Raw genomic sequence first — 23,273 nt, 5'->3', positions numbered from 1 at the left:
AGTGTTAAGAAACGCTCAATATCTCTAATTGAACGGATTAAAGGTCATGTCGCCCACCCTTAGAGCGTTGATATCTACGGGTGTTACGGCAAAGCCATCACTCAGGATTTGCGCGATCAAGGCCTCGCCAGTGACGTCGATGCGGGGCTGTTGGCGCAGCAGCAGACCGGTTTCGGACAACCAATAGACCAGCGGGCGATTGGCCTGCGTGCCGATGAGCAACGCATATTCCAAGCCCTCCGCGGCGGTCAGAAAATCGGCCTGCACAAGAAGACAGCGTTCGGGCAGGTCCGCGTCAACCTGCAGGCAGGTGCGGCGGATCTCGTCAAGCTGCCACGGGCTGAGCTGGGTGAACGCCGCCTCGGGGAAGGTCATGCCCTCAGGGCGCGTGATTACGCGCTCCCCCAAAAGCGCGATGCTGGCGGCACGGCGGGCGTCCTCGGATGCACCGGTATTGTCTGTATCCGCCGCTGCGAGCGCCGTTTGCACCAGCGGGTCATCGCTGTCCGAGAGGGCCGCAAACGCAGCAGCCCCGGCCTTGCCCCAGTCGTAGCGCAACTTGCGAAAAGGCAGCTCATCTGCGGTGATCGCGCCGCGCTCGAACCGGGCAAGTTGCGAGTTGACCGACAGTTTTTGCGGGTGGATCAGCGGCGTCATGCAGAGCGCCAACGCCGCCATCACGCCCAGCGCCAGCCAGACATTGGCGCGCCGGATGCGGGCCATCCAGTCGGGTCCGCGCAGAACCGTGATTGCATAGGTAACACCGTAAGCCAGCGTCACGGCAGCGATGAAGAAGGCGGCAAAGCGCGGCGGGGTCCAGCCATATTCGACCACCCGCAGCACCACCGCATAGACGGCCAGCCCGGTCAGGACGACCAGCAACCCACAGGAGATGCGCGTGGCCGTTTGCATGATCGGCCCGGCGATAGCGTCCTCGTCGTCCCGCTCCACTGCGACGGAGATAAGCGAGATCAGCCCGATCGCTGTGGCCATCATCACAAGCGCGGGCGACAATGTATCAAAGAGGTTGGACAGCCCGCGGAAGGGCAGTGCCAGCAGAAAAATCGTGACGATCACCGCCAGAGGGATCAGCAAAAGGCGTAGCAGGCTGAGCACCAGATAAGGCGAGATATAGTCAGACAGCTCGAAGATGACCGCAAGACCGAGCCCCAAAACAAGGCCGGTGAAGATAAAGGCGAACACCTCTTCATTAATGAGGTCCTCGATAATCGTGATGCCCACCAGATCAAGCAGAACGCCCGACAGCGCCAGCATAGCCCAGCACAGGCCTGCGAAAATCCACGCGGCCGTGAAATGCACTACAAGCCGCCACGAGGTATCAAAAAGTGCGGTGTAATCGCGCCAACGCCCGTCGCGCAGCGCACAGATCACAAAGGGCAGCACCAGCGAGATCAAAAGGAGCGTTACGATGATCAGATGACCGCTGTCGAGCGTTGCGTCCAGCGTCTCAAAGCGCAGACTGGCAAGGCCGACCAGAAACGCCACAGGCACCGCGACCACGAGGCCGCTCGTAACCGCTTTGCGCACGGGCAAAGGCCCCATCGCCGTCATCGCGCTGATAAAAAAGCTGACGGCCAAAGCCCAAAGACCCAGAACCACCGAGTGTGCCAGATCAAGATCGTGCAGCGGGTCGCTGAGCGCCCAAAGCGTCAGACCGCCCAAGCCTCCCAATCCGGCAAGGGTAGTGCGGAACACGGGTTTGGACGGCTCGGTCATGGGGGCCTCATTGGACAAGCTGCTCTTGTGGGGCAGCGTAACGCGGGGCGTTTGGGGATGCCAGAGCCATCGCGGTTTGGCCGCAGCGCGTCTGGTTTACGTGGGCAGTGCCGTGGTGTCCTTGATGTCGTCCATCACGAAACTGGCCGAGATTTCGGCGACGGGCACTCGTTTGATCAGACGCTGGTAAAAGCGGTCATAGTCTTTGACGCTGGCCACGCGGACGCGCAGGACATAATCCAGATCACCGCTCATACGATGCGCACCGATGATTTCAGGAAGGGCTTTGACGGCGGCCTCGAACCGCTCCAGCCAGTGGGGTTCATGAGAGGCTGTGCGGATCATCACAAAGACCGACAGGCCAAGGCCCAGCGCATCCGGGTCGACCAACGCAACGCGGGCTTTGAGGATGCCCGCCTCCTCCATCTGTTTGACGCGGCGCCAGCAGGCATTGCGCGACAGATGCACCAGTTCTGACAGCGCATCCATGCTGATCGTGGCGTCCCGTTGCAAGACCGACAGGATTCGGCGGTCTGTTTCGTCGATAATATGGCTCATATATAGGATGATATCTCATATCCTGCAGATTAACCAGTATGATTGGGATATCGTCTCTGCCATCTCGTGCAAAATTGCATTGAGATACACAGACTAGAGAGAGCCCATGTCCGCATCCCAAACCAACCCCGCCCGCACGGGTTTCTTCGCCTCTTTCAAGGCCCACCCCGCCAGCGTGGGGGAAAGCTATTTTGGCCATATGCTGTTCGCTTCCCGCTTCGCCGCCCGTCTGTTTGCGATCGCCATCGCCGCCCTGATCCACGCGATTGTGCCTGCGTGGTTTGAGACGACGGCCAGCGACCACATCAAGGCGATGGCGGATGAGATGGCGGCGCGTAAGGCGGGCTAGGCACACAAATTTGACAGTACGCAATTAAACTATTATTCTAGAATTATAGTTTAATAAGGAACTGCGTCATGCTGTCGATTGAAGAAGCCTGTCAGGGATTTGCCGCCGTCGGTTCAGAGCCGCGCATGGGCGTCTTGCTGGCGTTGGTTCAAGCGGGCCACAAGGGTCTGCTCTTTCGCGATGTGGCCGAGCGAACGGGCCTGCCCGGCTCCACCCTGTCCCATCACCTGCGCTTTCTGGCGGCGGCCGAACTGATCACTCAGGAACGACGCGGACGCGAGACGATCAATCGCCCGAATTTCGAGCGTCTGGAGCATCTGTCCTCGTTCATCCTCGCCACATGCTGTGCGGCCGTTCCGGATGCTGAGCTGACCGTGGACGCGCAGTCCAATGACTGAGCTTCTGGCCCGCCTCAACACCTCCCTCACACCGCGCTTAGCCACGGTTTGGGCCGTTTTGGCTGCCTTATGTCTGCTTCTGGCATTCGCAGCACCTGACCAACTCCCCCTTTCATTGTGGTTCACGGCACAGGCGGTCTGGTCCACCCTGCCCTTCATCCTCTTCGCCGTCGCCTTGATTGCTGGGTTAGAGGCGACCGGGGCTGCCTCGGTCCTCTCCAAAGCCTTCGAGGGGCGCGAGATACGGATGATCTTTCTGGCAGCCCTTTTCGGCGGGCTGGCCCCATTCTGCTCGTGCGAGGTGATCCCATTCATCGCCGCGTTACTGGCGGTTGGCACGCCGCTATCGGCGGTGATGGCGTTCTGGCTCGCCTCACCGCTGATCGACCCGCCAAGCCTTGTCATCACCGCAGGCGCAATCGGTTGGAATTTTGCCATCGCAAAGGCCGTCGCGGCTGTGGGCATCGGGCTTCTGGGCGGGTTTGTTACGAAATGGATTGTCTCAGCCGGTGCGTTGTCCGATCCACTGCGCGCCCGCAAAGGATGCAGCGCTTGCGGCAGTGACCCGTTCGCTGGCCGCCCCGTTTGGCGCTTCTGGACCGACGCCGAGCGGGTCGAGCGGTTCAGGACCGCAGGTCTGCACAACCTGGTTTTCCTGCTGAAATGGCTGACGCTGGCCTATTTTCTGGAAAGCCTGCTGATCGCTTACATTCCTGCCGAAACCATCGCGGGCATCGTCGGCGGTGCCGGCCTTGGGCCGATCATTCTGGCCGCATTGGTCGGCGCACCGGCCTATCTGAATGGCTATGCCGCCCCGCCGCTTGTTGCCGGGCTGATGGAGCAAGGCATGACCGCAGGGGCTGCAATGTCGTTCATGGTCGCAGGCGCCGTCAGCTCGATCCCCGCGATGACAGCCGTTTTCGCGTTGGTCCGGCGTGAGGTCTTCGCGCTTTACGTGGCTCTTGGTTTCACCGGCGCAGTTCTGAGTGGCGTGCTTTATAGCCTGACCTAAGCAGCCTCAGAAATCCGCTTAAAAATCTGTGGGTGCGCCGCCTTCGGATTTGCGCTTCTCGACGAAGGCCGCAAGCTCGTCCTTGATGGCGATGTCCATCGGGGGTGCTTCAAACTCTGCGATGATCTGCTTGAAGAGCTTATGCGCCCGCTCGGCGGTCCAGACGCCACCGGCCAGCTCCCAGCCTTCATAGTTGCGCCAATCCGACAGGAAGGGCTGGTAGAAGGCCGTCTCATAGCGATCCTGCGTATGCTGGATGCCAAAGAAATGGCCATCATTGCCCACATCCGCAATCGCATCGACCGCGATCTCGTCGGGGCCGGTGTCACAGATCACGGGCTCCAGATAACGCTGGATATGCTGGATCACTTCGCAATCCATGATGAACTTTTCGGGGCTGGCAATCAGCCCCCCCTCCAGCCAACCTGCAGCGTGGTAAACGATATTGGTGCCCGACTGCACCGACGCCCAGAGCGAGTTTGACGTCTCCCACATCGCCTGACCATCCGGAACATTGGCCGCGCACACGCCGGACGAGCGCATGGGCAACCCGTAAAACCGCGCCATCTGCCCGGTCATCTGGGTGGAGCGCATATATTCCGGCGTGCCAAAAGCTGGCGCGCCTGATTTCATGTCGACGTTGGAGGTGAACGTGCCGATTACGCACGGGCATCCGGGCTGCACATATTGAAAAAGCGCAATTGCCGAGAGCGCTTCGGCCAAAGACTGCGCCACAGCACCCGCCATGGTCACAGGCGCCATCGCCCCGGCCAGAGTGAACGGCGTCACGACAACCGCCTGCCCGCGCCGGATCAGCCGCAAACAGCCGTCAATCATCGGAATGTCATGCTTGAGCGGCGAGGTCGAATTGATGTTGGTATACATCTTCGGCGAAGCGTCGAATTCCTCATGGCTCCAGCCGCCGGAGATGCGGATCATCTCCATCACATCCTCAACCCGCTCAGCCCCCAATGAGTAGGCATGGGCAACCTTGTCGCACAGCGTCAGCTTGTCATACAGCACATCCAAATGCCGGACGGAGGCGTGGATATCCACCGGCTCTACCGGGTAGCCACCGGCAAAATGAATGCAGTTGAAATACTGCGTCAGCTTGAGCAGGTTCGCGCATTGCTGGCGGCTGCCCGAGACCTTGGTGCCGATCTCAAGATCCAAGTAGTTGGGCGGCGAGGACACGTTGCCGAAAAGGATGTGCTTGCCGCCGATCGGCAACGCGCGGTCCGGATTGCGGGGCGTGATCATGAACTCGGACGGCGCCTTGGCGATCATCTCCATCACCCAATGGCGATCCATCTTCACGTTGGTGCCGTCAATCTTGCAGCCTGCCTCGCGCAGAATTTCCAAGCCTTCAAGGTTCAGAAACTCGATCCCGATTTCCTCGAGGATGCGCATGGCCCCGTTGTGAATCGCCTCGACGCCCTCGGGACTAAGCGGTTCGGTCGGGGCATCCGTATTGACGGGAATGCGCCATGGCATCTGACTTATCGCAGCGCCACCGGTGCGAGCGGCATGGCCTTTGCGCCCACCAGAACGGCGACGGCGAGGGGCGGCATCTTCCATAGGGGTTCTCCAGGATCACGTTTGATCCATGGAACCATCCGAAGCCGGCTCAGAGTTTTAGAAAACCGACATATTCTGTCGCTTTTAAAATGCGCAGCCTATTGCGCGGCGGTGCTGACTTGTTCCAAGTCATTCAGCCAAGCGGGCAAACCGCCCACATCGGGCAAGACCGCATCGGCCAGCGGGGCCAGCTCTTCTTGCGTGGCAAGCCCGGTCAGAACACCCACAGCACACATGCCTGCCGCACGCGCAGCGATCAGGTCGTGACGGCTATCCCCAACCATGAGCACCTGATCTGGGCGCAAATCCATACGGTCGCAAAAGCCCAGAAGCGGGCCTGCATCGGGTTTGGCACCATACCCGCTGTCAAACCCAACGACGTAATCCAGAAGATCGCAGATACCCGCGCTTTTGAGATGCGCACGGGCGGGCACTTCGGCGTCATTGGTCACGCAACCCAGCTTGATACCCTGGCTGCGCAACCGCCCCAGAAGCGGTAAGAGCGGTGCGGCTTCGGTCATCGGAGCCACGGCGGCGGTGCGATTGATATGGGTGATCAGTGCAGAAGGTGTCGTGCCGGGTAAATGCGGCAACAACCGTTCCGCGATCTCACCAGGCGTGCCAGCAACGGCCGGCGAGCCCGGCAAAAAGCGTTTACGGCCCGGATCATACTCGATCGCGTTGGACAGCAGCTGCATGCGAAGCATGTCACCGCCCGACAGTTTCATCAAGAAACCATAGGCCCAGTCGCCCCACGTTGCGTGAAAATCAAATAAGGTGCCATCCTTATCGAACAGCACACCCGAAAAGTGCATGATGCGATCCTCCCTCGCCTCACCAAGATGGCGGTTGACGTGAGGTTATGCAATAGTCTGCAACAAAGTTGCGACAGTCCGGCAAGGCTTGGCCGAATATTGCGCAGCTTTTGCTGCATTTTGAGGCAAATTGGTTAACGCCTTGGCTGCGCCGTGACCGAGGCGCGCTTAGGTCCAGTGAACTTGTGCGCCGCCCGGCAAGGACTGCCGCGCCGTCTGCGGAGTGGTATAGTCAAATCCGTTTGCATCGCAAAACCGTACGACCCAAGCGTCATCCATCATCAGGAAATCCAGCACAGAGATCAGGAATTCCGGGTCACCGGCGCGGATGCGCATATCCTCGGCGCTGGCACCGGTCGCACCCATGAAAACGTCCCGCAGGTCATCATCGCCAATCAGAAAGGCGAGAGCTTGCAGAGCGATAGTTTCGGCGGATTCTTGCTTCATGACGCGCAGAGTTAATAGATCGGGAACGTTTTATTAACCCTTTTTCGAGCAAGCTGTGAAAACCACGATGGAAAAGGCTTCGTCATGCCGGGACGCGTCCTGATTATAGATCCGATTGCAACCAACCGCATCTTGCTCAAGGTGCGGCTTGCCGCGTCGAATTACCGTGTGCTGCAGGCAAGCACGCTGGCGGAAGGGGTATCGCTGACCGGGTCTGCGACGCCTGATCTGATCGTGATTGATCAGAGCCTGATTGCCGCTGATGTGTCCGCGCTAAGGGGGCTGACCCGCGCGCATCCCTGCCCCATCGTTGTGCTGACCCCACCCGAAGGGCTGTCGGCACGCGCCCAGATGTTGGCCGCTGGTGCTGCCGATTGTCTGCAAAAGCCGATCAACGACGCGCTGCTTCTGGCGCGGCTGCGCAGCCTCATGCGGTTTGAGACGACGCGTCGCGAAACCGGCCTGCGCGATGACACCAGCCGGGCGCTGGGGCTGGCCGAGGACGGCGTGGGGTTTGCCCCGCAAAGTCGCGTCTCCGTTGTCACTGCGGGCCCTGCACAAGCTCATGAGTGGGCACAACACCTGCGCGGCGAGACCAGCGCGCAGGTCAACGTGCTAAGCCTTGATGACGCGTTGGATCTGGGCGATGCGGACGCGGTGCCCGATCTTTTCCTGCTGGCGCTCTCGGATAAAGAGGATGACCTGCATCTGCAAGCCATCACAGAGCTGCGCTCGCGCGCCGCGACGCGCAGTGCGGCAATCATCGCTGTCACACCGCAAGATGCCCCGGTCACAGCCGCCATGGCGCTTGATCTGGGGGCCGATGATGTCACCAGTTGCCCGTTTGATGCGGCCGAGATTGGACTGCGCATCACGACCCAGCTGCGTCACAAGCACCGGGCGGATCAGTTGCGCGCAACAGTGCAGCACGGGTTGCAAGCCGCTGTCACCGACCCGCTGACAGGGCTTTTCAACCGCCGCTATGCTTTGGCGCATCTCAAACAAATCGCGGAACGCGCCGCCGAGGAAGGTGCACCCTATGCGGTGATGATCCTGGATATCGACCGGTTCAAACTGGTCAATGACAGCCACGGCCATGCCGCGGGCGACAGTGTTTTGCGTGCGCTTTCAAGCTGTCTCAGCGATAACCTGCGATCTGTTGATATGGTGGCACGCCTGGGGGGCGAAGAGTTCGTGATCGCCCTGCCCGATACGGGCGAGACGCAAGCCAGGATCGTGGCCGAACGGCTGCGCCAGTTGGTCTGCGACATGCCCGTGGTGGTCGACGCCAAGACCACACTCCGGATCAGCGTCAGTATCGGGCTGACCATCTCCCTTCCCGAAGTGACCGAATGTGCCGACCCGAACGACTTGCTGGAGCAAGCCGACATGGCGCTTTATGGCGCCAAGGATAATGGCCGCAATCAGGTCATCATGAGCCCGAACGCCGCCTAGGGTCGCTTACCGGGACCACGGCGCAAGACCTCCTCCAGACGATCTGCAAAGGCGGCGCGGTCTGCCGCACCCATCTCGGCGATATGCTCTAAAAGCGCCGTCTTGCCTGCGGCCTGACGCGCCTGCGCCAACGCGCCTTGCGCCTCAAACACACGCGTCATCTCGGCGACATCCAGCGGCTCGGTCCTCAACACGTTCAGGAATGTCTGAAAATTCTCGCGCGCCGCAGCCCGGTTGGGGCGGTCTGATCTGTCACGGATGGCGCGGCGCAGGGCGCGGCGATCCTCACGGCTGAGCGCCGCTGTATAAGGGCCAAAGCTGACATCGCTCATGCGCGGGCCACCCTTTTTCCCGCTGGAGACAGCGCCCACCACTGCGCCCACGATCAAAAGGTTGAGCGCCAGCGACAGGACAAGCACAACCCGCATCCAGCGCGGCGCGCGGCTTTTTATCGTTTCCTCCGTCATGACTTACCCTTCTTCCAGCAAGGCATCGAAGCCCGGCAAGTATTCGACCGTCTGCACCTCGATCAACGTCTCAACCATCTCAGGCGGGCTGATCCCTATCCACACACCCGCCATCGTAGCCGTAACCAAACCCGCCATCGCAGGCCAACCGCCCAAACCCTGCAGCACGTCGCGCAGCCTGTTGCGACGCCGCACCGGCGGTGCATTTGCTGCAAGCGCTGCGTCGGCATCGGCCAGTATACGTGCCTGCAAGATGTCCGAAGGTTGCGGAGCGTCATCGCGCGCCGCCTCAAAGAACCCCTCAAGCGGGTCGTTTTGGTCAGTCGTCATATCCCAACTCCTCGCGCTTAGGTGCTAAAGCCGCCCCCAAAGCTCGTTTGCCACGGGCTGTCAGACTTTCGACCGCCCGTGCGCTGATCTCCATGATCTGCGCAATCTCCGGGTTCGCCAAGCCCTCGATATGGCGCAGAATTACCGCCTCGCGCTGCCGCTCTGGTAACTGGTTCAAGGCCATTTGCAACGCCGCCGCGCGGTCTTGCGCGATCAGGCTTGCCTCCACCGATGGCGTGCCATCCTCGGGCTCGGCGATCTGATCGAGCCCGACCCCACGCGTTTTGCGTAGCCGGTCGGTGCACAGATTGCGCACCACACGATAGAGCCAAGTGGCCGGCTCTGCCTCGCCTTGCCGCCACTCCGGCGCGATTTTCCAAAGCCGCAGCATCGCCTCTTGGGTGACGTCTTCTGCCTCGGCCAGATCGCCCAACATGCGCGCCGCAAAGCCCAGCGCGCGCGGGCTCAGCCGCTGGGTCAGCACCACGGCCGCCAGCCGGTCGCCATTGGCGAACCGGACCAGCAGGCCCGTGTCACTGACCTCTGACATCGCATCAAGCGGCATATCCATGGCTCACGATTAGAGCGAAACGGGCAGCAGGTCACCCCGCTGCCCAACCGCGCTTCAGCCATCATTCTGGTTGCGGCGCTTGTCAGCATGCGCCCGGCGCTTGTCCTTGGCGGCGTCAAATTCAGCCTTTGTGACAGACCCGTCCCCATTGGTATCCATGCGACCAAAGCCGCCGCCGCCACGGCGCTTGCCGCGCATCTCGGTCAGCTCTTCGGCGCTCAGCTCGCCGTCGCCATTCGCATCGACACGCTCGATCATGCGGGCGGCGCGGTTGGCTTTGCGTTGCTCGGCTGCGGCGGTCAGCTCCTCCGCGCTCAGACTGCCATTGCCGTCGCTGTCCATCGCGGCAAAGCGCGCCGCGCGGTGGGCCTCAATCTCGGCCTCTGTCAAAGTGCCGTCGCCATTGGCGTCCAGTTCCTCAAAGCTGGCTCCTCGCGGGCCAGAGACGCTTTCGGCATAGGCCATCGGAGCGGCGGCCAGCGTGGCCCCAAGAACAATTGCGCCTGTCAGAACGGTGAGTTTCAAAGTCTCGGACATCAGGTTTTTCCTTCTTCATGCTCGTCACGCACAGCACCCTGCCGCCCGTGATCTGAGCGTTAAACGGGGCGCTTGCCGCTTTCCGTCGCACATTGTGACGGAAATCTGCGGCATGCAGCCGCAAGGACGGTTTGGCCAATGGGAAACCACCCCCAAAAGGCGCAGTGTTAGCGCCAAAGGAAAACCTATGACCACAGCCCAACACCCATTGTCAGACCGCCCCGTGCGCCCCGCCTTGATGCGCGGGTGGCGACGCAAGTGCCCGTGCTGTGGCACCGGTCCGCTGATGAATGGCTATCTGAAAGTGCGCGATCACTGCACGGTTTGCGGTGAAAAGCTGTCCCATCACCGCGCCGATGATGGACCGGCCTATCTGACGATACTGATCGTCGGCCACATCATGGCCCCGCTGATGCATATCGCCTTCGTGCGCTACCGGCCTGATCCGCTCTTGATGGCCACGGCCTTTACCATTGGCTGCGTGGCGCTGTCGCTTTACCTTCTGCCGCGACTCAAAGGGGTGGTTGTCTCGTTGCAATGGGCCAAGCGCATGCACGGGTTCGGAGCCGCCCCCACCACCTGACAGGGGCATGATGGACAAATCCGCAATCAGAGACGCCGCGACCGTGATCGTGCTGCGCGATGCCGCGACGCGCCCTGCGGTGTTGATGGGCCAGCGCGGCGCGACAGCGGCTTTCATGCCAAACAAGTTTGTCTTTCCAGGCGGGGCTGTGGATGCAGGCGACGGGGATGTCCCTTTTGCAACATCGCTCAACCCGGTCTGTTCAGGGCGGTTGTTGGATCAAAGTACGACCGCGCCCACCGCCCTCGCCGGGGCCGCCATCCGCGAGCTTTGGGAAGAAACAGGCCTGATTCTAGGCGCACCGGGCGACTGGCCTAATGCTGCGCCTGACTGGCAGAGCTTTGCGGCCCAGGGCATGCAACCCGATGCCAGCGCGCTGAAATTCGTCTTCCGCGCCATCACGCCACCGGGTCGCCCGCGCCGCTTTGATGCGCGGTTCTTTCTAGCCGATGCCGCCGCGTTGCAGGGCGATCCAGACGATTTCACCCATGCTTGTGACGAGTTGAGCCATCTGCAATGGGTCCCGCTTGATCGCGCCCGCAGCTTTGATCTGCCCTTTATTACAGAGGTTGTTCTGGCCGAGGTCGAAGGACTTTTGCCCGCGTTGAAGGCCCCCGACTCCGTCCCGTTTTTCAAGAATGACGACGAGGAAAGCCTGTTCCTGCGCCTCAAAGCGACAGGATCAGCACCAGGATAGACAGCACGATCAGGCAGACGCCCAGCACTTCGCGCTTGTCTGTTTTCTCGCCAAAGAAAAACTGTGAGGCGAGAAAGGCGAAGACCAGCTCGACCTGCCCCAGCGCTTTCACATAGGCCGCGTTTTGTAACGTGAAGGCCGTGAACCACCCCAGCGAGCCGATCATCGAGGTCAGCCCGACCCAGCGCGACACCCGCCAGCTTTTCAGCACCAACAGGATTTGTCCGCGCTCGCGCAGGGCCAGCCATGCGCTGAGCAGAACGGTTTGGGTGACGGTGACTAAGGCCAGCGTCATCATAGCCGCCAAAAACGGATCGGGTTGTTCCAGCGACAGCGACGCCCCGCGATATCCGATGGAGGACATGCCGAACAAAAGGCCCGAGAGCAAACCCAACCCCGCCGCGCGGTTCCAGATGCGGTCGCTCCAGCGGCCTTCGGCTTTGGGCGGGTCCGACAAGACCAGCACGCCCGCCAGCCCGATGAAGATCGCGACCAACGCCAACGGGTGCAGCCCCTCGCCCAGCAGCACAAAGCCGATGATCGCGGTCTGGATCACCTCGGTTTTCTTGAACGTGATCCCGATGGCGAAGTTGCGGTGCTGAAAGATCGACACAACGCACATGGTGGCGATGATCTGGCTGACCGCTCCGGCCAAGGCGAACGCCCAGAAACGCGGCGAGGTGTCGGGCAGCGCCTGATCGGTCAGGCTCGCATAGGTCCAGACCAGCAACGCGGCCAATGGAAACGAATAAAGAAACCGCGACAAGGTCGCCCCGCCCGAACTGAGCGAGGTGTCCTTGAGGTGCTTTTGCAGCATGAAGCGCAGGTTTTGCGCAAACGCCGCCAGCAAGGTGATCGGGATCCACAGGGCCATGGCAGCGTTATCTGCCGCAACGCCCTGTCATGCAAGGTTTATCTGCGCCAAAGCGGGTGTGCTACAGGATCCTTGGCGCGCCAGAAATAGCGGCGAAAAACCTCGGCGTAAGAGGTGTAGCGGTAGCCGCCATTGCGCTGCAAATAACGATCAGGGTTGCCGAAATAGACCTGCGGCAGGCGATACCACGGCAGCCTCGGGTGCATGTGATGGACGACATGCAAGTTGTTGTTCAGAAACAAAAATGCCAGCGGCCCACGATCTTCGATAATGACCGTGCGACCACGGGCGCGCTCATGGGCCTGATGCTCAAGGAAGGTGCGGATTTTCAGGACGGATAGGCCCAGATAAGCAGCGATTAGATAGGCCCAAAGCGGGATAGCCGCCAGCCAGACCCAGGTCAACACCAGCGCGATGGACGGCACATGCCAAAGCCAGCCGCGCAAAACGGCGAGGTCCCCGTCGCGGGCAGCCCGCCAATCGGCACGCATGAAGGCGATTTGCGCAATAACCGGCCCGATCACAAGACGCCCCAGAAGGGTGTTGTTGAACCGCAAGACAGCGCGGGTCGTCGGGGCCAACTCGTCCCAATCGGCCGCGTCCAGATAGTTGCTTTCGGGGTCGTCATAGGGGTCGGTCAGCAGGCTGTCGGTGTGATGCGCCAGATGCGTCTCGCGAAAACGATGATAGGGGATCGCGAGGCAGAGCGTGGGAAAGACCAGCGCCTCGTTCAGCAGGCGATTGTCGAACGGATGGCCGTGGATCACCTCATGCTGGAGCGAGCAGAACAGCGCAACGCACAGCGCCGTCACGACGATGGCCAGCGGCAGGGAGAGCGCCACCAGCCATGTCGTCGCCACCGCCCAGACTGCAAGGCAGCCAAGGATTAGCGCAAGCGTCGGCCATTCAATGCGCGGCATGGCGGCCCCACTGGATATGTGCCCAGATACGCTCGTAAACGATATATGTGGTCAGACCGACGCAGGCGTTGATGATCGCCATCGCGCCGCCGATGCCCCAGGATCCGGTCAGCAGGAAGCCCACCAGAGCCATGACAGCAAGGCCGATCAGGTTCCAGATGACAGCCTTGACGATGGTCCGTGTGCGGGTTTCGCTTGTGAAAGAAGACAGGGATTGCATGGGGTCAGGGATAGGCCGTTTTTTGCCGTTACAGAATTCTGTAAATAGTTAGCAAAATCTGCAAATGGTGATATTAATCAACAATGATTGAAAAAACCGACAAAAGAGATCGTGCCAAGCTGTTCCGCGACCGGCTACTGCAAGCCATGGCCGACGCACGTGAGACGCAATCAGGATTGGCGCGGCGCATCGGGGTCGATCGCTCGACGATCTCACAAGTGCTCAGCGGAGGCGGTGCGCGTCTGCCTAATGCGCAGGTCGTCGCAGAATGCGCGGCGGCATTGGGCGTGTCGTCAGACTGGCTTTTGGGCCTTTCGGAACGGCCAGAAAGTGCCGCTGATATCCTTGCCACGGCGGTCGAGATTACCGCCGCGCCACGCGCGCTGATCGATCAGCAGATCTTCGACTGGCATATCGAGGCGGCGGGTTACAAGATCCGCCATGTTCCCGCTGGCCTGCCTGACATGATGAAAACTCGCGAAGTCTTGCAGTGGGAATACGAGCCGTCGCTGGGCAAGACGACCGACCAAGCCATCGGCGCATCCGAGGACCGCTTGCAGCTGATGGAGGAATCGCGCTCGGATTTCGAGATCGCGTTGCCCAGCCACGACTTGCACGCTTTCGCCCATGCGGAGGGGTATTACGCAGGTCTGCCCGCCCATCACAGACGCGCCCAACTGGACCGGATGATCGCCCTACATGAAGAGCTTTACCCCTCCCTCCGCCTGTCGCTTTTCGATGCGCGCAGGCTCTATTCGGCGCCAATCACGGTCTTTGGGCCAATGCTGGCAGTGATTTATCTAGGTCAGAACTATCTCGCGTTCCGCGACACCGAACGGGTCCAGGCCTTCACCCGACATTTCGACGGGTTGGTGCGCGAAGCGGACGTAACCGAGCGGGACCTGCCCGCGCATCTTCACGCCCTTAAAGCGGCCATATGAACGGGATCAGGAAGCTGGCCAGCAGTCCAATGGTCAGGTTCAGTGGAATGCCGACGCGCAGGAAATCCGTGAATTTATACCCGCCGGGGCCGTAGACCAGCATGTTCGTCTGATAGCCGATCGGCGTGGCGAAACTGGCCGAGGCTGCCACCATCACGGCCACCACAAGCGGGCGCGGGTCGATGCCAAGTGCGGTCGCAAGCCCGATAGCGATGGGCGTGACGACCACCGCGACGGCGTTGTTCGAGACCAGCTCGGTCAGCACCGAGGTCAGCAAATAGATCGCCCAGACCAGCAGGAAGGGCGGCAGATTGCCCAGCGCGGGGGCAATTGCCTCGACGATCAGCGACACCGCGCCTGAGGCTTGCAGCGCCTGCCCGATCGCCAGCATCGCAAAGATCAGCGCCAGCAAGCGGCCATCGACAAAGCCAAACGCCTCGTCTGCGTCGATGCAGCGGGTCAGGAAAATGACAGCGACGGCAAGGATCGACAGCATCAAAATCGGAGCTACACCAAGTGCGGCCAATGTCACGATCCCCAGCAGCGCAAGAACGGCGATGGGTGCATGGCTGCGCCGGAACCCGCGCGCAGAAGGCTGGCTCACATCGACCAAATCCATCTCGGAAGCGAGGCGCTGAATATCCTCCGGCGCGCCTTCCAGCAGCAGTGTATCGCCCACGCGCACGATCAGATCGTCCAACTGACGGCCAATGTTCTGGCTGCGCCGATGCACCGCAAGCGGATAGACACCAAACCGCCGCCGCAAGCGCAACGCGCCCAGCGACCGGCCCACCATCTTGCAGCCCGGTGTAATCAGCACCTCCACAGTCGAGGTCTCCACCGCCGACACCTGATCCACGCGCTTGAGCGATTTGTTGCGCTGCAGGCTCAGCAGTTCGGTCATCTGGGTACGCAACACCACGCGGTCACCGACCTGCAATTCAACGCCCTGCAGATTGCGCCGCAACGACAAGTCCCCGCGGATCACGTCAATCAGCCGGACGCCATCGCGCTTGAACAACTGAACGCCGGTGACTTCGCGCCCGATCAGGTTGGACTCCGGCGGGATCACGGCTTCGGTAAAGAACTTCATCCGAGATTTATCGCTAAGCAGGTTCGCCATACTGTCCCGGTCCGGCAGCAGGCGCGGCGCGATGAAGCGCAGGTAGATCATGCCCCAAGCCACAAGCGCCAGACCCAGCGGCGTGACCTCGAAGATCGAAAACGCCTCTAGCCCCTCGGCGCGCGCAACGCCGTCCACCAGCAAGTTCGTGGACGTCCCGATCAGGGTCAGCGTGCCCCCCAGGATCGCCGCATAACTAAGCGGGATCAACAGCTTGGAGACCGACAGCCCCATCGTGCGCGCCAGTTGCGTGAAAACCGGGATCATCACAACGACCACAGGCGTGTTCGACACAATAGCCGAGGACAGGACCACAAACGCCATCAGCAACACAATGGCCAGCGCCGGGTTCGTCTTGGCTTTGCGGTCGGCGACCGACGTGAACGCCTCCAACGCGCCCGTGCGCACCAGCGCGCCCATCACGATGAACATCGCCGCGATCGTCCATGGCGCGGGGTTCGACAGCACGTTCAGCGCCTTGTCATAGGGCAGCACGCCCATGACCAGCATCAAGGCAACGCCGCCGATGGCCACGACCTCGGTCGGGTAGGTTTCGCGCAAAAACAGCACGAACATCACCACGACGACGCCCAATGTGGCGACGGCGCCTCCGGTCGATCCTAGGGCAAAAAGCTCGGTCACGTTTGGGATAACCCTTTTAAGTCAGGCCGTATCTTCGCCTGTTGCGCCGGTCGGCACAAGCGCCACATTGGGGCGCGGCTGCACCAGGAAAAGCCCCACAAACATGATCGCCATGGCCGCCCAGACCGGGCCGGCATAGGCTTCACTCAGCAGCAACATCGCCCAGATGACGCCGAACCCGGTGACCAGATAACTGATCTGCACGGCAAAAACCGGCCCCGCGCGGCCCACGAGCCAAACATAGGTCGTGTAGACTGTCGCATGGATCAGCGCTGACAGTGTTAACGCCAGATCGGGCAGCCCGTAAGGCGGCAACGGAGAGATCCACTGACCAGAGCCAATCGCCACCGGCAGCATCACGATTGTGCCGATCACAGAGGCGCCGAAAAGCACCTGCACCGGGTCCAGCCCATGCGTGCCCCATTTGGCGACCACGTTGCCCTCCACCGCGTAAAACATCGGCGCGATCAACGCGACGGGGATCCAGAACAGCATGCCTGGCTCAGGCAGGCTTGCATCCGGCGCGACCAGCAAGATCACCCCCAGCAACCCGCAAGCCAACCCGGCAAAGCGCAGCGCGCTGAACCGGTCGAGGTCAAGGGACAGCGCAACGGGAAAAGCCAGCATCGGCACCAACGACAGCAGGATCGACACAATGCCCGAGGGCAGATGCGTGATCGCCTGATAACTGGCCGAGTTCGGCAGCACCGTCCCGATCAGCGCGATCATCAGATAGAAAGCCAAGTGTTTCGCGCTTAAAGGCAATCCCTTGCCGCGCGCAGTATTCAGCGCGCCCAGCGCCACCGCCCCGATAGCCAATTGCCAAAAAACCAGACCGAAATGTTTGTAGCCTTCGCTCACGGCGATCTTGGCCAAAGGTTGGGTCACACCCCAGCCCGCGCCCGCAATCACAAGGACCGCGATCAGGCCCGCGCGCCCTGTGTTGACCGTGCTCATGGCAGGCTTTCAGCTAATCGCCCGCCAATGCGAAGTGCCTTACATTTCAAGGCCTTACCGGTCTTATCATCGGTCTCGACATAAAGCCCTGCCAACGTGGCCTCGTCGGTCGCAGGCGTGAACCGCCCTTTGCTCATGCCCGTAATGAAGCGGCGCAAAGGCTCTTCCTTGTCCATCCCAATGACCGAATTGTAATCGCCGCACATGCCTGCATCGGTTAGATACGCTGTGCCTTTGGGCAGCACCATCGCATCGCCCGTGGGAACATGGGTATGGGTGCCCACCACGACCGACGCGCGCCCGTCGCAGTAATGCCCCATCGCCATCTTCTCGGATGTTGCTTCGCAATGGATGTCGATCAGACTGGCCTGCGCCAAACCTCCCAGCGGGTGGGTCTTCAGCACGGTCTCCACCGCCGAGAAAGGATCATCAAAGGGCCGCTTCATGAACACCTGACCCAGCACTTGCGCGACCAGAACCTTGCGCCCGCCCCGCGCTTCATAGAGCCGCGCGCCCTTGCCGGGAGCGGCCTTGGAGAAATTCAAAGGCCGCACGATGCGGGGTTCCTGGTCGATAAAGGAGAGCATCTCGCGCTGATCGAACGCATGGTCCCCAAGGGTCACGCAATCGGCCCCAGCCTCCAGCAGCGCCTTTGCATGGGCCGGCGAAAGCCCCGCGCCATTGGTCGCGTTCTCGCCATTGACCACCACAAAATCGAGCCCAAGGCTTTCGCGCAGCCCGGCAAGACGCTCGGTCACCGCGGCGCGTCCCGCGCGGCCCATGACATCACCTAAAAAGAGAAGTTTCATGAAGATGATGGGTAGGGCGCAGAACCTGCAAGAGCAAGGGTTCAGAACAGCCCGCATGCGATTTGCTCAAAAATATCACCAAAGAAGCCTTTGAGGCCGGGACCCGCTAGCGCGGCGCCACCTCAATCACATTTGTTTCCGTGATGACCAGATCAAGCGGCTGATCGGTCGGCTCCAACGGCAGATCATCCGCCTCCTGCGCACCAAAAGCAAAGCCCACGGCCAGCACGGATCCACGCGACCGCAGCCCCTCTAGCGTGCGGTCATAAAAGCCACCGCCATAGCCCAGACGGCCCCCTTGGCGGTCAAAAGCGACCAATGGCACGATGACGATCTCTGGCACCATCAACCGCTCCACCGCAGGTACCATGGCTTTGAAAGGGCCTTCCACAAGCGCGCCATCCGGCTCCCATTGGCTGAACACCAAAGGCCGGCCTTTGCCCCGGATCACCGGGACGCCCACCGGGCCATAGGCCGCGGCCTCGGCCATTGCGGGCAGCGGATTGATCTCTGAGTTGATCGGCATGAAGCCCGACACAGGCACACCGCGATGCCCGGCCAGAAACTCCGAAAGGATCGCGGCCTGCCCGGGGCCTGCGGCCTCGAACGCGGCCTTGCGGCGCGCGAAGGCGGCCTTGCGGGCGGTAGACTTGACCGTCTCCAAGCTCACAGAAGTACAATCGCCGCGAGGCCTAAAAAGGCAAAGAACCCAACGACATCCGTCACAGTCGTCACAAACGCGCCCGAGGCAAGCGCCGGGTCAACGCCCAGCTTTTCAAGCACCACCGGGATCACGGTGCCAGCAAGCCCCGCCACGACCAGATTGACGATCATCGCCACGGCGATGACCACGCCCAGCATGGGCGAGCCGAACCAGATGACGCCCACAATGCCCATCACGACCGCGAAAATTGCGCCGTTCACAAGCCCCACCAGAACCTCGCGGCGGATGACCCGCCAGACGTTTGAGCCGGTCAGGTCTTTCGTCGCAATCGCGCGCACGGCCACGGTCAGGGATTGCGTGCCTGCATTGCCGCCCATGGAAGCCACGATGGGCATCAGCACAGCCAGCGCCACGAACTGCGCGATGATATCCTCAAACTGCGCGATCACCAGCGAGGCAAGGATCGCAGTCACCAGATTGACCGCCAGCCACGGGAAACGCCGCTTAGTGGTGTTGATCACCTTGTCGCTCAGCGAGCCCTCACCCACACCGGCCAGACGCAGGATGTCTTCCTCATGCTCTTCGTCCAGCACGACCATCGCGTCGTCGATGGTGATCACACCGACCAACCGCCCATCCTCATCAGCGACCGGGGCCGAGATGAGGTGATACTGGTTGAACGCATAGGCGACCTCTTCTTCGGGTTGGGTCGCGGGGATGATGCGGAAACTATCTTCGGTGATGTCGGTCAGCTTCACCGCACGCGGCGCGCCCAGCAGCTTGCCCAGCGTCACATAGCCGACGGGCTTCATGCGCGGATCAATCAGAATGACATGGTAAAACTGTTCGGGCAGATCATCTTCGGCGCGTAGGAAATCAATGGTTTGACCGACATTCCAGTGGGCCGGCGCACGCACGACCTCGCGCTGCATCAAGCGACCGGCGGATTCCTCGGGATAGGCCAGCGCCTGCTCGACCGCGACCCGGTCAGCATCGCCCAACGCCTCCAGCACGGCCTCTTGCTGCGCGCCGTCAAGATCCTCGACCAGATCGACAACGTCATCGGATTCCAGATCACGCACCGCGTCTGCCAGTTCTGCAGGTTGCAGCGTATCGATGATCTCGTCGCGCAGGGCATCGTCCAACTCGGACAGCACTTCACCGTCCAGACCGGTCTGCCAAAGTGCGAGAAGATCGCGCCGCTCAGCCGGGCTGATCTGTTCCAGAAGATCGGCGATATCAGCGGGGTGAAGCGGCTCCAGCAGCGTCTCAAGCGAGGCGGCATCCTGCGTCGTCGTCGCCTCCAGAATGGCGCCAACGTTCCCCGCGTCCAGCGCGTAGCTTTTGTCTTTTTCTGGCTGTGCCTGCTCGCTCACATCGCACCCCTTTGGCTTGCCCTGTGCATAGCATGTTCCGGCGACGCGAACAGCGCCAAAACACGCCTCATGAGACGGTGGTGAAACTTCACGCAGCGCAGAGAGCGTGCCGCATCAAGCCTACCTTAGAAACGGCTCGTAAGCCTTTGACCATCAACACGGTTCAGCAAGAACCAGAACCCAATAAGGTCCGGCACGCCCCAACCCGTATTCACGCACATCCCTGAGAAGCATGTTACGCCGATGCCCGTCAGACGCCTGCCATCCCTGAAACGCTGTGCGCTGATCGGGATAACCGTTGCCGATATTCTCGGCCCCCAAACAGGCGCGGTAGCCGCCACGCCGCAGGCGCTGGCGCAAGGTGCTGCCATCGCTGCCTTTATGGGCAAAGAAGCCATTGCGCGCCATGTCCTGTGCATGGGCCTGTGCGATCGCGGCCAAGCGCGTGTTGGCGCGAACGGGCTCTCGCCCACCTTGCGCGCGGAAGAGCCCGAGCATCCCGTCAAATTCACCCGACGACGCCAATGTGGGTGTCGCGGTTGACGCTGTATTCGTCACAGTTTCCGACACACAAGACATCAGAAAAAAACATGCTATCAGAAGGATAAAGCGCATAGTTAAACCATTTCCGCCAGCCCACGCGCCAGCCTGTTCTGAGTTTCAATCATCAACGGCAAGTCTTGCGTCGTAAGCTGCCCCTCGGCCACGATCCGTCGACCTTCGACGTAAAGATCGCGCACCCGCGTTGGACCGGCAAGCAACAAAGCCGCCGGATCCCAGCTGCCCGCGCTTTCAATGCCAGACACATCCCAGATCGCAATATCGGCCCGTTTGCCCACGGCGATCTGGCCGCAATCAGGGCGACCCAACACCTCGGCCCCGCCGCGCGTTGCAATCTCCAACGCTTCGCGCGCGCTCATCGCGTCAGCCCCGCGAGTGACCCGTTGCAGCAGCATGGCCTGCCGGGCCTCTGCGACCAGATTGCTGGTGTCATTGCTGGCCGAGCCATCGACGCCCAGCCCGACCCGCACACCCGCATCGCGCATCGCCCGCACCGGCGCAATGCCAGAGCCCAGCCTGCAATTGGAGCACGGGCAATGGGCGACGCCTGTGCCCGTTTTCGCAAAGAGATCAATCTCTTGCACGTCGAGTTTCACGCAATGGGCATGCCAGACATCCGCGCCCGTCCAGCCCAGATCTTCGGCGTACTGCCCCGGACGGCAGCCAAACTGTGCCTTGGAATAGGCGATGTCCTGGTCGTTTTCTGCCAGATGCGTGTGCATCATCACGCCCTTGTCGCGCGCAAGGATCGCGCTGTCCCGCATCAGCTCGCGACTGACCGAAAAAGGCGAACACGGGGCCACGCCGACCCGACACATCGACCCCTCGCGCGGATCGTGAAACCTGTCGATCACCCGGATCATATCGTCCAGAATATCCGCCTCTGCCTCGACCAGCGCATCGGGTGGCAGGCCACCCGCACTTTCACCAATGCTCATCGCGCCGCGCGTCGGCTGGAACCGGATACCGAGGGATTGCGCCGCCTCGATCGTGTCCTCCAATCGGGATCCATTGGGATAGACATACAAATGATCCGAGCAGAGCGTGCAGCCCGACAGCGCCAGTTCCGCCAGCCCGACCTGCGCCGAGACGCGCATATGATCCGGCGTGAAGCGCCCCCAGATCGGGTAGAGCGTTTGCAGCCATCCGAAAAGCAGCGCGTCCTGCCCTCCCGGCACAGCGCGGGTGAGCGTCTGATTGAGGTGGTGATGGGTGTTCACAAGGCCCGGCGTCACAACACAGCCCGTTGCCGTCAACGTCTCTCCGGCCGAGCGCAGGCCGGTCCCGATTTCGGCGATCACGCCGTCGCGGATACGGATATCGATGCCTGACAATTCGCGCCGCGTATCGTCCATGGTCAGCAGCGTTGCGGCGTTGCGAATGACGGTCTCAGTCATGGGCGTAAGGTGCCAGAAGGGCCAGCGCTTCAGCGTGCAGACCAGCCGAGCTGGCCGCGATCACCTGTCCGCCCTCGTGCACTGGCTGACCGCGCCAGTTGGTCACAAAACCGCCCGCCGCCTGCACAACCGCCATGGGCGCCTGAATGTCATAGGCCTGCAATCCGGCTTCGACCACCAGATCAATCTGGCCCTGCGCGAGTAGCGCATAGGCATAGCAATCCATCCCGTAGCGCACCAGTTGCACCCGGTCGCGCACGGCCTCGAAGCCTGCGCGATCCGCATCCGTGCCCACTTCGGGGAATGTCGTGAAAAGTGTAGCGGCCTCAAGTCCCTGCCCGTCGCAAACCTGCAACGCATGCGCCCCTTGCGGCCCGGTCATCTGTGCGACGCCAAATCCGCCCTCGAACCGCTCGCCAATGTAGGGTTGATCGACAATCCCGTAGATCGGGCCATCCGCGTTGGAAAGCGCGATCAAAACGCCCCAAGTGGGCGTGCCGCTGATAAAGCCGCGCGTGCCGTCAATCGGATCCAAGACCCAGGTCAGCCCGGACGAGCCCGCAACATCGTCAAACTCTTCCCCCAGAATGCCGTCTTGCGGGCGCTCTCGCGCCAAAATCGCGCGCATCGCCTGCTCGGACCCGCGATCCGCCGCCGTAACAGGGTCAAAGCCCGCCGCATCCTTGTTGTCGGCACTCAACCCCAGCTTGCGGAAATACGGCAGTGTTGCAGCCCGCGCGGCATCGGCCAATGCGTGGGCTGTCTGGCGCAGCTGCGCCTGCTCATCAATGCTGAGATTTGTCATGGTCGCCTGCACTCCGCCTGCTAAGGCGGTAGCGCGGGCGAGCCGTTGGCGTCAAGCCACGTCTGACAGAACGCGCGCCAGATCAAACAGGCGACGACGCTGGTTCTCCGGGATCGCGTAATAAGAGCGCACAAGCTCCATCGCTTCCTTGTCGGCCAGAATATCGTTTGGTGTCCCCGTACCAACCGTGCCAACATCATGGCCCTCAAGCCCTTCAAAGAAAAAGCTGACCGGAACATCCATCGCATCGGCGATATCCCAAAGACGCGACGCGCTGACGCGGTTCATGCCGGTCTCGTATTTCTGTATCTGCTGAAACTTGATCCCCACTTTCTCGGCCAGTTGTTGCTGAGTCATACCGACCAGCCAACGACGATGGCGGACACGCTTACCAACATGCACATCGACGGGGTGTTTCATTTCTTTTGCTCCTATTTTTTCCCAACACGG

General features: G+C 61.3%; 28 protein-coding genes. 7 read left to right on the top strand and 21 right to left on the bottom strand.

Annotated elements, in window-relative coordinates:
- Positions 1-24: 24 nt before the first annotated feature.
- Positions 25-1,737: a DUF4153 domain-containing protein gene (locus KUW67_RS13555; RefSeq protein ID WP_224825857.1), complete on the bottom strand. Its 1,713-nt coding sequence runs from the start codon at positions 1,735-1,737 to the stop codon at positions 25-27.
- A gap of 96 nt (positions 1,738-1,833) precedes the next feature.
- Positions 1,834-2,295: an Lrp/AsnC family transcriptional regulator gene (locus KUW67_RS13550; protein ID WP_224825856.1), complete on the bottom strand. Its 462-nt coding sequence runs from the start codon at positions 2,293-2,295 to the stop codon at positions 1,834-1,836.
- A gap of 106 nt (positions 2,296-2,401) precedes the next feature.
- On the opposite strand from KUW67_RS13550, the gene KUW67_RS13545 reads away from it, so the two are divergent.
- From KUW67_RS13545 to KUW67_RS13535, 3 genes are all read left to right on the top strand, one after another.
- The gene (locus KUW67_RS13545) at positions 2,402-2,644 is read left to right on the top strand and encodes a DUF6356 family protein (protein WP_224825855.1); all 243 of its coding nucleotides are present in this window, start codon (positions 2,402-2,404) and stop codon (positions 2,642-2,644) included.
- Positions 2,645-2,712: 68 nt separating this feature from the next.
- Positions 2,713-3,042, top strand: a complete 330-nt coding sequence (locus KUW67_RS13540; protein WP_224825854.1) for a helix-turn-helix transcriptional regulator — start codon at positions 2,713-2,715, stop codon at positions 3,040-3,042.
- Positions 3,035-4,054: a permease gene (locus KUW67_RS13535; RefSeq protein WP_224825853.1), complete on the top strand. Its 1,020-nt coding sequence runs from the start codon at positions 3,035-3,037 to the stop codon at positions 4,052-4,054. Before KUW67_RS13540 ends, KUW67_RS13535 begins: the two co-directional genes overlap by 8 nt.
- Positions 4,055-4,072: 18 nt before the next feature.
- Here the strand turns inward: KUW67_RS13535 and KUW67_RS13530 are convergent, their stop codons facing one another.
- The 3 genes from KUW67_RS13530 to KUW67_RS13520 form a co-directional block, all read right to left on the bottom strand.
- Entirely contained in the window at positions 4,073-5,632 is a 1,560-nt protein-coding gene (locus tag KUW67_RS13530; protein WP_224825852.1) for a trimethylamine methyltransferase family protein, read from the bottom strand.
- 98 nt (positions 5,633-5,730) lie between these two features.
- The gene (locus tag KUW67_RS13525; RefSeq protein WP_224825851.1) at positions 5,731-6,447 is read right to left on the bottom strand and encodes an HAD family hydrolase; all 717 of its coding nucleotides are present in this window, start codon (positions 6,445-6,447) and stop codon (positions 5,731-5,733) included.
- A 168-nt stretch (positions 6,448-6,615) separates the two neighbouring features.
- Positions 6,616-6,894 (bottom strand): DUF3572 domain-containing protein, encoded by a 279-nt coding sequence (locus KUW67_RS13520; RefSeq protein WP_224825850.1) that lies wholly within the window; start codon positions 6,892-6,894, stop codon positions 6,616-6,618.
- An 84-nt stretch (positions 6,895-6,978) separates the two neighbouring features.
- Between KUW67_RS13520 and KUW67_RS13515 the strand changes: the two genes are divergently transcribed.
- The gene (locus KUW67_RS13515) at positions 6,979-8,349 is read left to right on the top strand and encodes a diguanylate cyclase (protein ID WP_224825849.1); all 1,371 of its coding nucleotides are present in this window, start codon (positions 6,979-6,981) and stop codon (positions 8,347-8,349) included.
- Here the strand turns inward: KUW67_RS13515 and KUW67_RS13510 are convergent.
- From KUW67_RS13510 to KUW67_RS13495, 4 genes are read right to left on the bottom strand one after another with little or no spacing between them, the layout of a single operon-like run.
- Entirely contained in the window at positions 8,346-8,816 is a 471-nt protein-coding gene (locus tag KUW67_RS13510) for a periplasmic heavy metal sensor (RefSeq protein ID WP_224825848.1), read from the bottom strand. The two genes, KUW67_RS13515 and KUW67_RS13510, sit on opposite strands and share 4 nt — an antisense overlap.
- Positions 8,817-8,819: 3 nt before the next feature.
- Positions 8,820-9,146 (bottom strand): hypothetical protein, encoded by a 327-nt coding sequence (locus tag KUW67_RS13505; protein ID WP_224825847.1) that lies wholly within the window; start codon positions 9,144-9,146, stop codon positions 8,820-8,822.
- Positions 9,136-9,717 (bottom strand): RNA polymerase sigma factor, encoded by a 582-nt coding sequence (locus KUW67_RS13500; protein WP_224825846.1) that lies wholly within the window; start codon positions 9,715-9,717, stop codon positions 9,136-9,138. Before KUW67_RS13500 ends, KUW67_RS13505 begins: the two co-directional genes overlap by 11 nt.
- A gap of 54 nt (positions 9,718-9,771) precedes the next feature.
- On the bottom strand, positions 9,772-10,254 hold the full coding sequence (locus KUW67_RS13495) for an EF-hand domain-containing protein (protein ID WP_224825845.1): 483 nt from the start codon (positions 10,252-10,254) through the stop codon (positions 9,772-9,774).
- A gap of 187 nt (positions 10,255-10,441) precedes the next feature.
- Here KUW67_RS13495 and KUW67_RS13490 point away from each other — a divergent pair, with 187 nt between their 5' ends.
- Together KUW67_RS13490 and KUW67_RS13485 are read left to right on the top strand one after the other, a co-directional pair.
- Entirely contained in the window at positions 10,442-10,837 is a 396-nt protein-coding gene (locus tag KUW67_RS13490; RefSeq protein ID WP_224825844.1) for a DUF983 domain-containing protein, read from the top strand.
- 7 nt (positions 10,838-10,844) lie between these two features.
- Entirely contained in the window at positions 10,845-11,534 is a 690-nt protein-coding gene (locus KUW67_RS13485; protein WP_224825843.1) for an NUDIX hydrolase, read from the top strand.
- Here the strand turns inward: KUW67_RS13485 and KUW67_RS13480 are convergent.
- Genes KUW67_RS13480 through KUW67_RS13470 form a run of 3 tightly spaced genes read right to left on the bottom strand, consistent with a single transcriptional unit; the run spans position 11,506 to position 13,548 of the window.
- Complete coding sequence (locus KUW67_RS13480) at positions 11,506-12,408, bottom strand: EamA family transporter (protein WP_224825842.1); 903 nt, start codon at positions 12,406-12,408, stop codon at positions 11,506-11,508. The genes KUW67_RS13485 and KUW67_RS13480 overlap by 29 nt on opposite strands.
- 38 nt (positions 12,409-12,446) lie before the next feature.
- Positions 12,447-13,328 (bottom strand): fatty acid desaturase, encoded by an 882-nt coding sequence (locus KUW67_RS13475; RefSeq protein WP_224825841.1) that lies wholly within the window; start codon positions 13,326-13,328, stop codon positions 12,447-12,449.
- Positions 13,315-13,548 carry a DUF2061 domain-containing protein gene (locus KUW67_RS13470; protein ID WP_224825840.1) on the bottom strand — a complete coding sequence of 78 codons (234 nt, stop codon included), beginning with the start codon at positions 13,546-13,548 and terminating at the stop codon, positions 13,315-13,317. The genes KUW67_RS13475 and KUW67_RS13470 overlap by 14 nt, the downstream gene beginning before the upstream one ends.
- Before the next feature lie 83 nt (positions 13,549-13,631).
- Here KUW67_RS13470 and KUW67_RS13465 point away from each other — a divergent pair, with 83 nt between their 5' ends.
- Positions 13,632-14,489, top strand: coding sequence for a helix-turn-helix domain-containing protein (locus tag KUW67_RS13465; RefSeq protein ID WP_224825839.1), 858 nt, complete (start codon positions 13,632-13,634; stop codon positions 14,487-14,489).
- Here KUW67_RS13465 and KUW67_RS13460 read toward each other — a convergent pair.
- From KUW67_RS13460 to KUW67_RS13420, 9 genes are all read right to left on the bottom strand, one after another.
- On the bottom strand, positions 14,473-16,254 hold the full coding sequence (locus KUW67_RS13460) for an SLC13 family permease (protein WP_224825838.1): 1,782 nt from the start codon (positions 16,252-16,254) through the stop codon (positions 14,473-14,475). The two genes, KUW67_RS13465 and KUW67_RS13460, sit on opposite strands and share 17 nt — an antisense overlap.
- Positions 16,255-16,275: 21 nt before the next feature.
- Positions 16,276-17,211, bottom strand: coding sequence for a DMT family transporter (locus KUW67_RS13455; RefSeq protein ID WP_224825837.1), 936 nt, complete (start codon positions 17,209-17,211; stop codon positions 16,276-16,278).
- Positions 17,208-18,020, bottom strand: coding sequence for a TIGR00282 family metallophosphoesterase (locus KUW67_RS13450; protein WP_224825836.1), 813 nt, complete (start codon positions 18,018-18,020; stop codon positions 17,208-17,210). Before KUW67_RS13450 ends, KUW67_RS13455 begins: the two co-directional genes overlap by 4 nt.
- A gap of 106 nt (positions 18,021-18,126) precedes the next feature.
- Entirely contained in the window at positions 18,127-18,690 is a 564-nt protein-coding gene (locus KUW67_RS13445; protein ID WP_224825835.1) for a 5-formyltetrahydrofolate cyclo-ligase, read from the bottom strand.
- Entirely contained in the window at positions 18,687-20,060 is a 1,374-nt protein-coding gene (gene mgtE, locus KUW67_RS13440; protein WP_224825834.1) for a magnesium transporter, read from the bottom strand. Before mgtE ends, KUW67_RS13445 begins: the two co-directional genes overlap by 4 nt.
- A gap of 153 nt (positions 20,061-20,213) precedes the next feature.
- Positions 20,214-20,639 (bottom strand): CAP domain-containing protein, encoded by a 426-nt coding sequence (locus KUW67_RS13435; RefSeq protein ID WP_224825833.1) that lies wholly within the window; start codon positions 20,637-20,639, stop codon positions 20,214-20,216.
- A gap of 38 nt (positions 20,640-20,677) precedes the next feature.
- On the bottom strand, positions 20,678-22,018 hold the full coding sequence (locus KUW67_RS13430; protein ID WP_224825832.1) for an 8-oxoguanine deaminase: 1,341 nt from the start codon (positions 22,016-22,018) through the stop codon (positions 20,678-20,680).
- The gene (gene hisN / locus KUW67_RS13425) at positions 22,011-22,823 is read right to left on the bottom strand and encodes a histidinol-phosphatase (RefSeq protein WP_224825831.1); all 813 of its coding nucleotides are present in this window, start codon (positions 22,821-22,823) and stop codon (positions 22,011-22,013) included. The genes KUW67_RS13430 and hisN overlap by 8 nt, the downstream gene beginning before the upstream one ends.
- Positions 22,824-22,874: 51 nt before the next feature.
- Entirely contained in the window at positions 22,875-23,243 is a 369-nt protein-coding gene (locus KUW67_RS13420; RefSeq protein ID WP_224825830.1) for a helix-turn-helix domain-containing protein, read from the bottom strand.
- Positions 23,244-23,273 lie beyond the last annotated feature (30 nt).

Source organism: Cognatishimia sp. MH4019 (assembly GCF_020177595.1).
Classification (GTDB): Bacteria; Pseudomonadota; Alphaproteobacteria; order Rhodobacterales; family Rhodobacteraceae; genus JAHTBL01.
This window is presented reverse-complemented; position numbering and strand designations above follow the sequence as displayed.

Bases quoted from the DNA above. Each gene is read 5' to 3' on its own strand.
- KUW67_RS13505 (WP_224825847.1), bottom strand. From the start codon at position 9,146: ATGACGACTGACCAAAACGACCCGCTTGAGGGGTTCTTTGAGGCGGCG.
- KUW67_RS13550 (WP_224825856.1), bottom strand. From the start codon at position 2,295: ATGAGCCATATTATCGACGAAACAGACCGCCGAATCCTGTCGGTCTTG.
- KUW67_RS13540 (WP_224825854.1), top strand. From the start codon at position 2,713: ATGCTGTCGATTGAAGAAGCCTGTCAGGGATTTGCCGCCGTCGGTTCA.
- KUW67_RS13480 (WP_224825842.1), bottom strand. From the start codon at position 12,408: ATGGCCCTGTGGATCCCGATCACCTTGCTGGCGGCGTTTGCGCAAAAC.
- KUW67_RS13535 (WP_224825853.1), top strand. From the start codon at position 3,035: ATGACTGAGCTTCTGGCCCGCCTCAACACCTCCCTCACACCGCGCTTA.
- KUW67_RS13555 (WP_224825857.1), bottom strand. From the start codon at position 1,737: ATGACCGAGCCGTCCAAACCCGTGTTCCGCACTACCCTTGCCGGATTG.
- KUW67_RS13420 (WP_224825830.1), bottom strand. From the start codon at position 23,243: ATGAAACACCCCGTCGATGTGCATGTTGGTAAGCGTGTCCGCCATCGT.
- hisN (WP_224825831.1), bottom strand. From the start codon at position 22,823: ATGACAAATCTCAGCATTGATGAGCAGGCGCAGCTGCGCCAGACAGCC.
- KUW67_RS13510 (WP_224825848.1), bottom strand. From the start codon at position 8,816: ATGACGGAGGAAACGATAAAAAGCCGCGCGCCGCGCTGGATGCGGGTT.
- KUW67_RS13450 (WP_224825836.1), bottom strand. From the start codon at position 18,020: ATGAAACTTCTCTTTTTAGGTGATGTCATGGGCCGCGCGGGACGCGCC.
- KUW67_RS13465 (WP_224825839.1), top strand. From the start codon at position 13,632: ATGATTGAAAAAACCGACAAAAGAGATCGTGCCAAGCTGTTCCGCGAC.
- KUW67_RS13475 (WP_224825841.1), bottom strand. From the start codon at position 13,328: ATGCCGCGCATTGAATGGCCGACGCTTGCGCTAATCCTTGGCTGCCTT.
- KUW67_RS13435 (WP_224825833.1), bottom strand. From the start codon at position 20,639: ATGTCTTGTGTGTCGGAAACTGTGACGAATACAGCGTCAACCGCGACA.
- KUW67_RS13530 (WP_224825852.1), bottom strand. From the start codon at position 5,632: ATGGAAGATGCCGCCCCTCGCCGTCGCCGTTCTGGTGGGCGCAAAGGC.
- KUW67_RS13470 (WP_224825840.1), bottom strand. From the start codon at position 13,548: ATGCAATCCCTGTCTTCTTTCACAAGCGAAACCCGCACACGGACCATC.
- KUW67_RS13485 (WP_224825843.1), top strand. From the start codon at position 10,845: ATGATGGACAAATCCGCAATCAGAGACGCCGCGACCGTGATCGTGCTG.
- KUW67_RS13495 (WP_224825845.1), bottom strand. From the start codon at position 10,254: ATGTCCGAGACTTTGAAACTCACCGTTCTGACAGGCGCAATTGTTCTT.
- KUW67_RS13525 (WP_224825851.1), bottom strand. From the start codon at position 6,447: ATGCACTTTTCGGGTGTGCTGTTCGATAAGGATGGCACCTTATTTGAT.
- KUW67_RS13430 (WP_224825832.1), bottom strand. From the start codon at position 22,018: ATGACTGAGACCGTCATTCGCAACGCCGCAACGCTGCTGACCATGGAC.
- KUW67_RS13515 (WP_224825849.1), top strand. From the start codon at position 6,979: ATGCCGGGACGCGTCCTGATTATAGATCCGATTGCAACCAACCGCATC.
- KUW67_RS13520 (WP_224825850.1), bottom strand. From the start codon at position 6,894: ATGAAGCAAGAATCCGCCGAAACTATCGCTCTGCAAGCTCTCGCCTTT.
- KUW67_RS13545 (WP_224825855.1), top strand. From the start codon at position 2,402: ATGTCCGCATCCCAAACCAACCCCGCCCGCACGGGTTTCTTCGCCTCT.
- KUW67_RS13455 (WP_224825837.1), bottom strand. From the start codon at position 17,211: ATGAGCACGGTCAACACAGGGCGCGCGGGCCTGATCGCGGTCCTTGTG.
- KUW67_RS13490 (WP_224825844.1), top strand. From the start codon at position 10,442: ATGACCACAGCCCAACACCCATTGTCAGACCGCCCCGTGCGCCCCGCC.
- KUW67_RS13500 (WP_224825846.1), bottom strand. From the start codon at position 9,717: ATGGATATGCCGCTTGATGCGATGTCAGAGGTCAGTGACACGGGCCTG.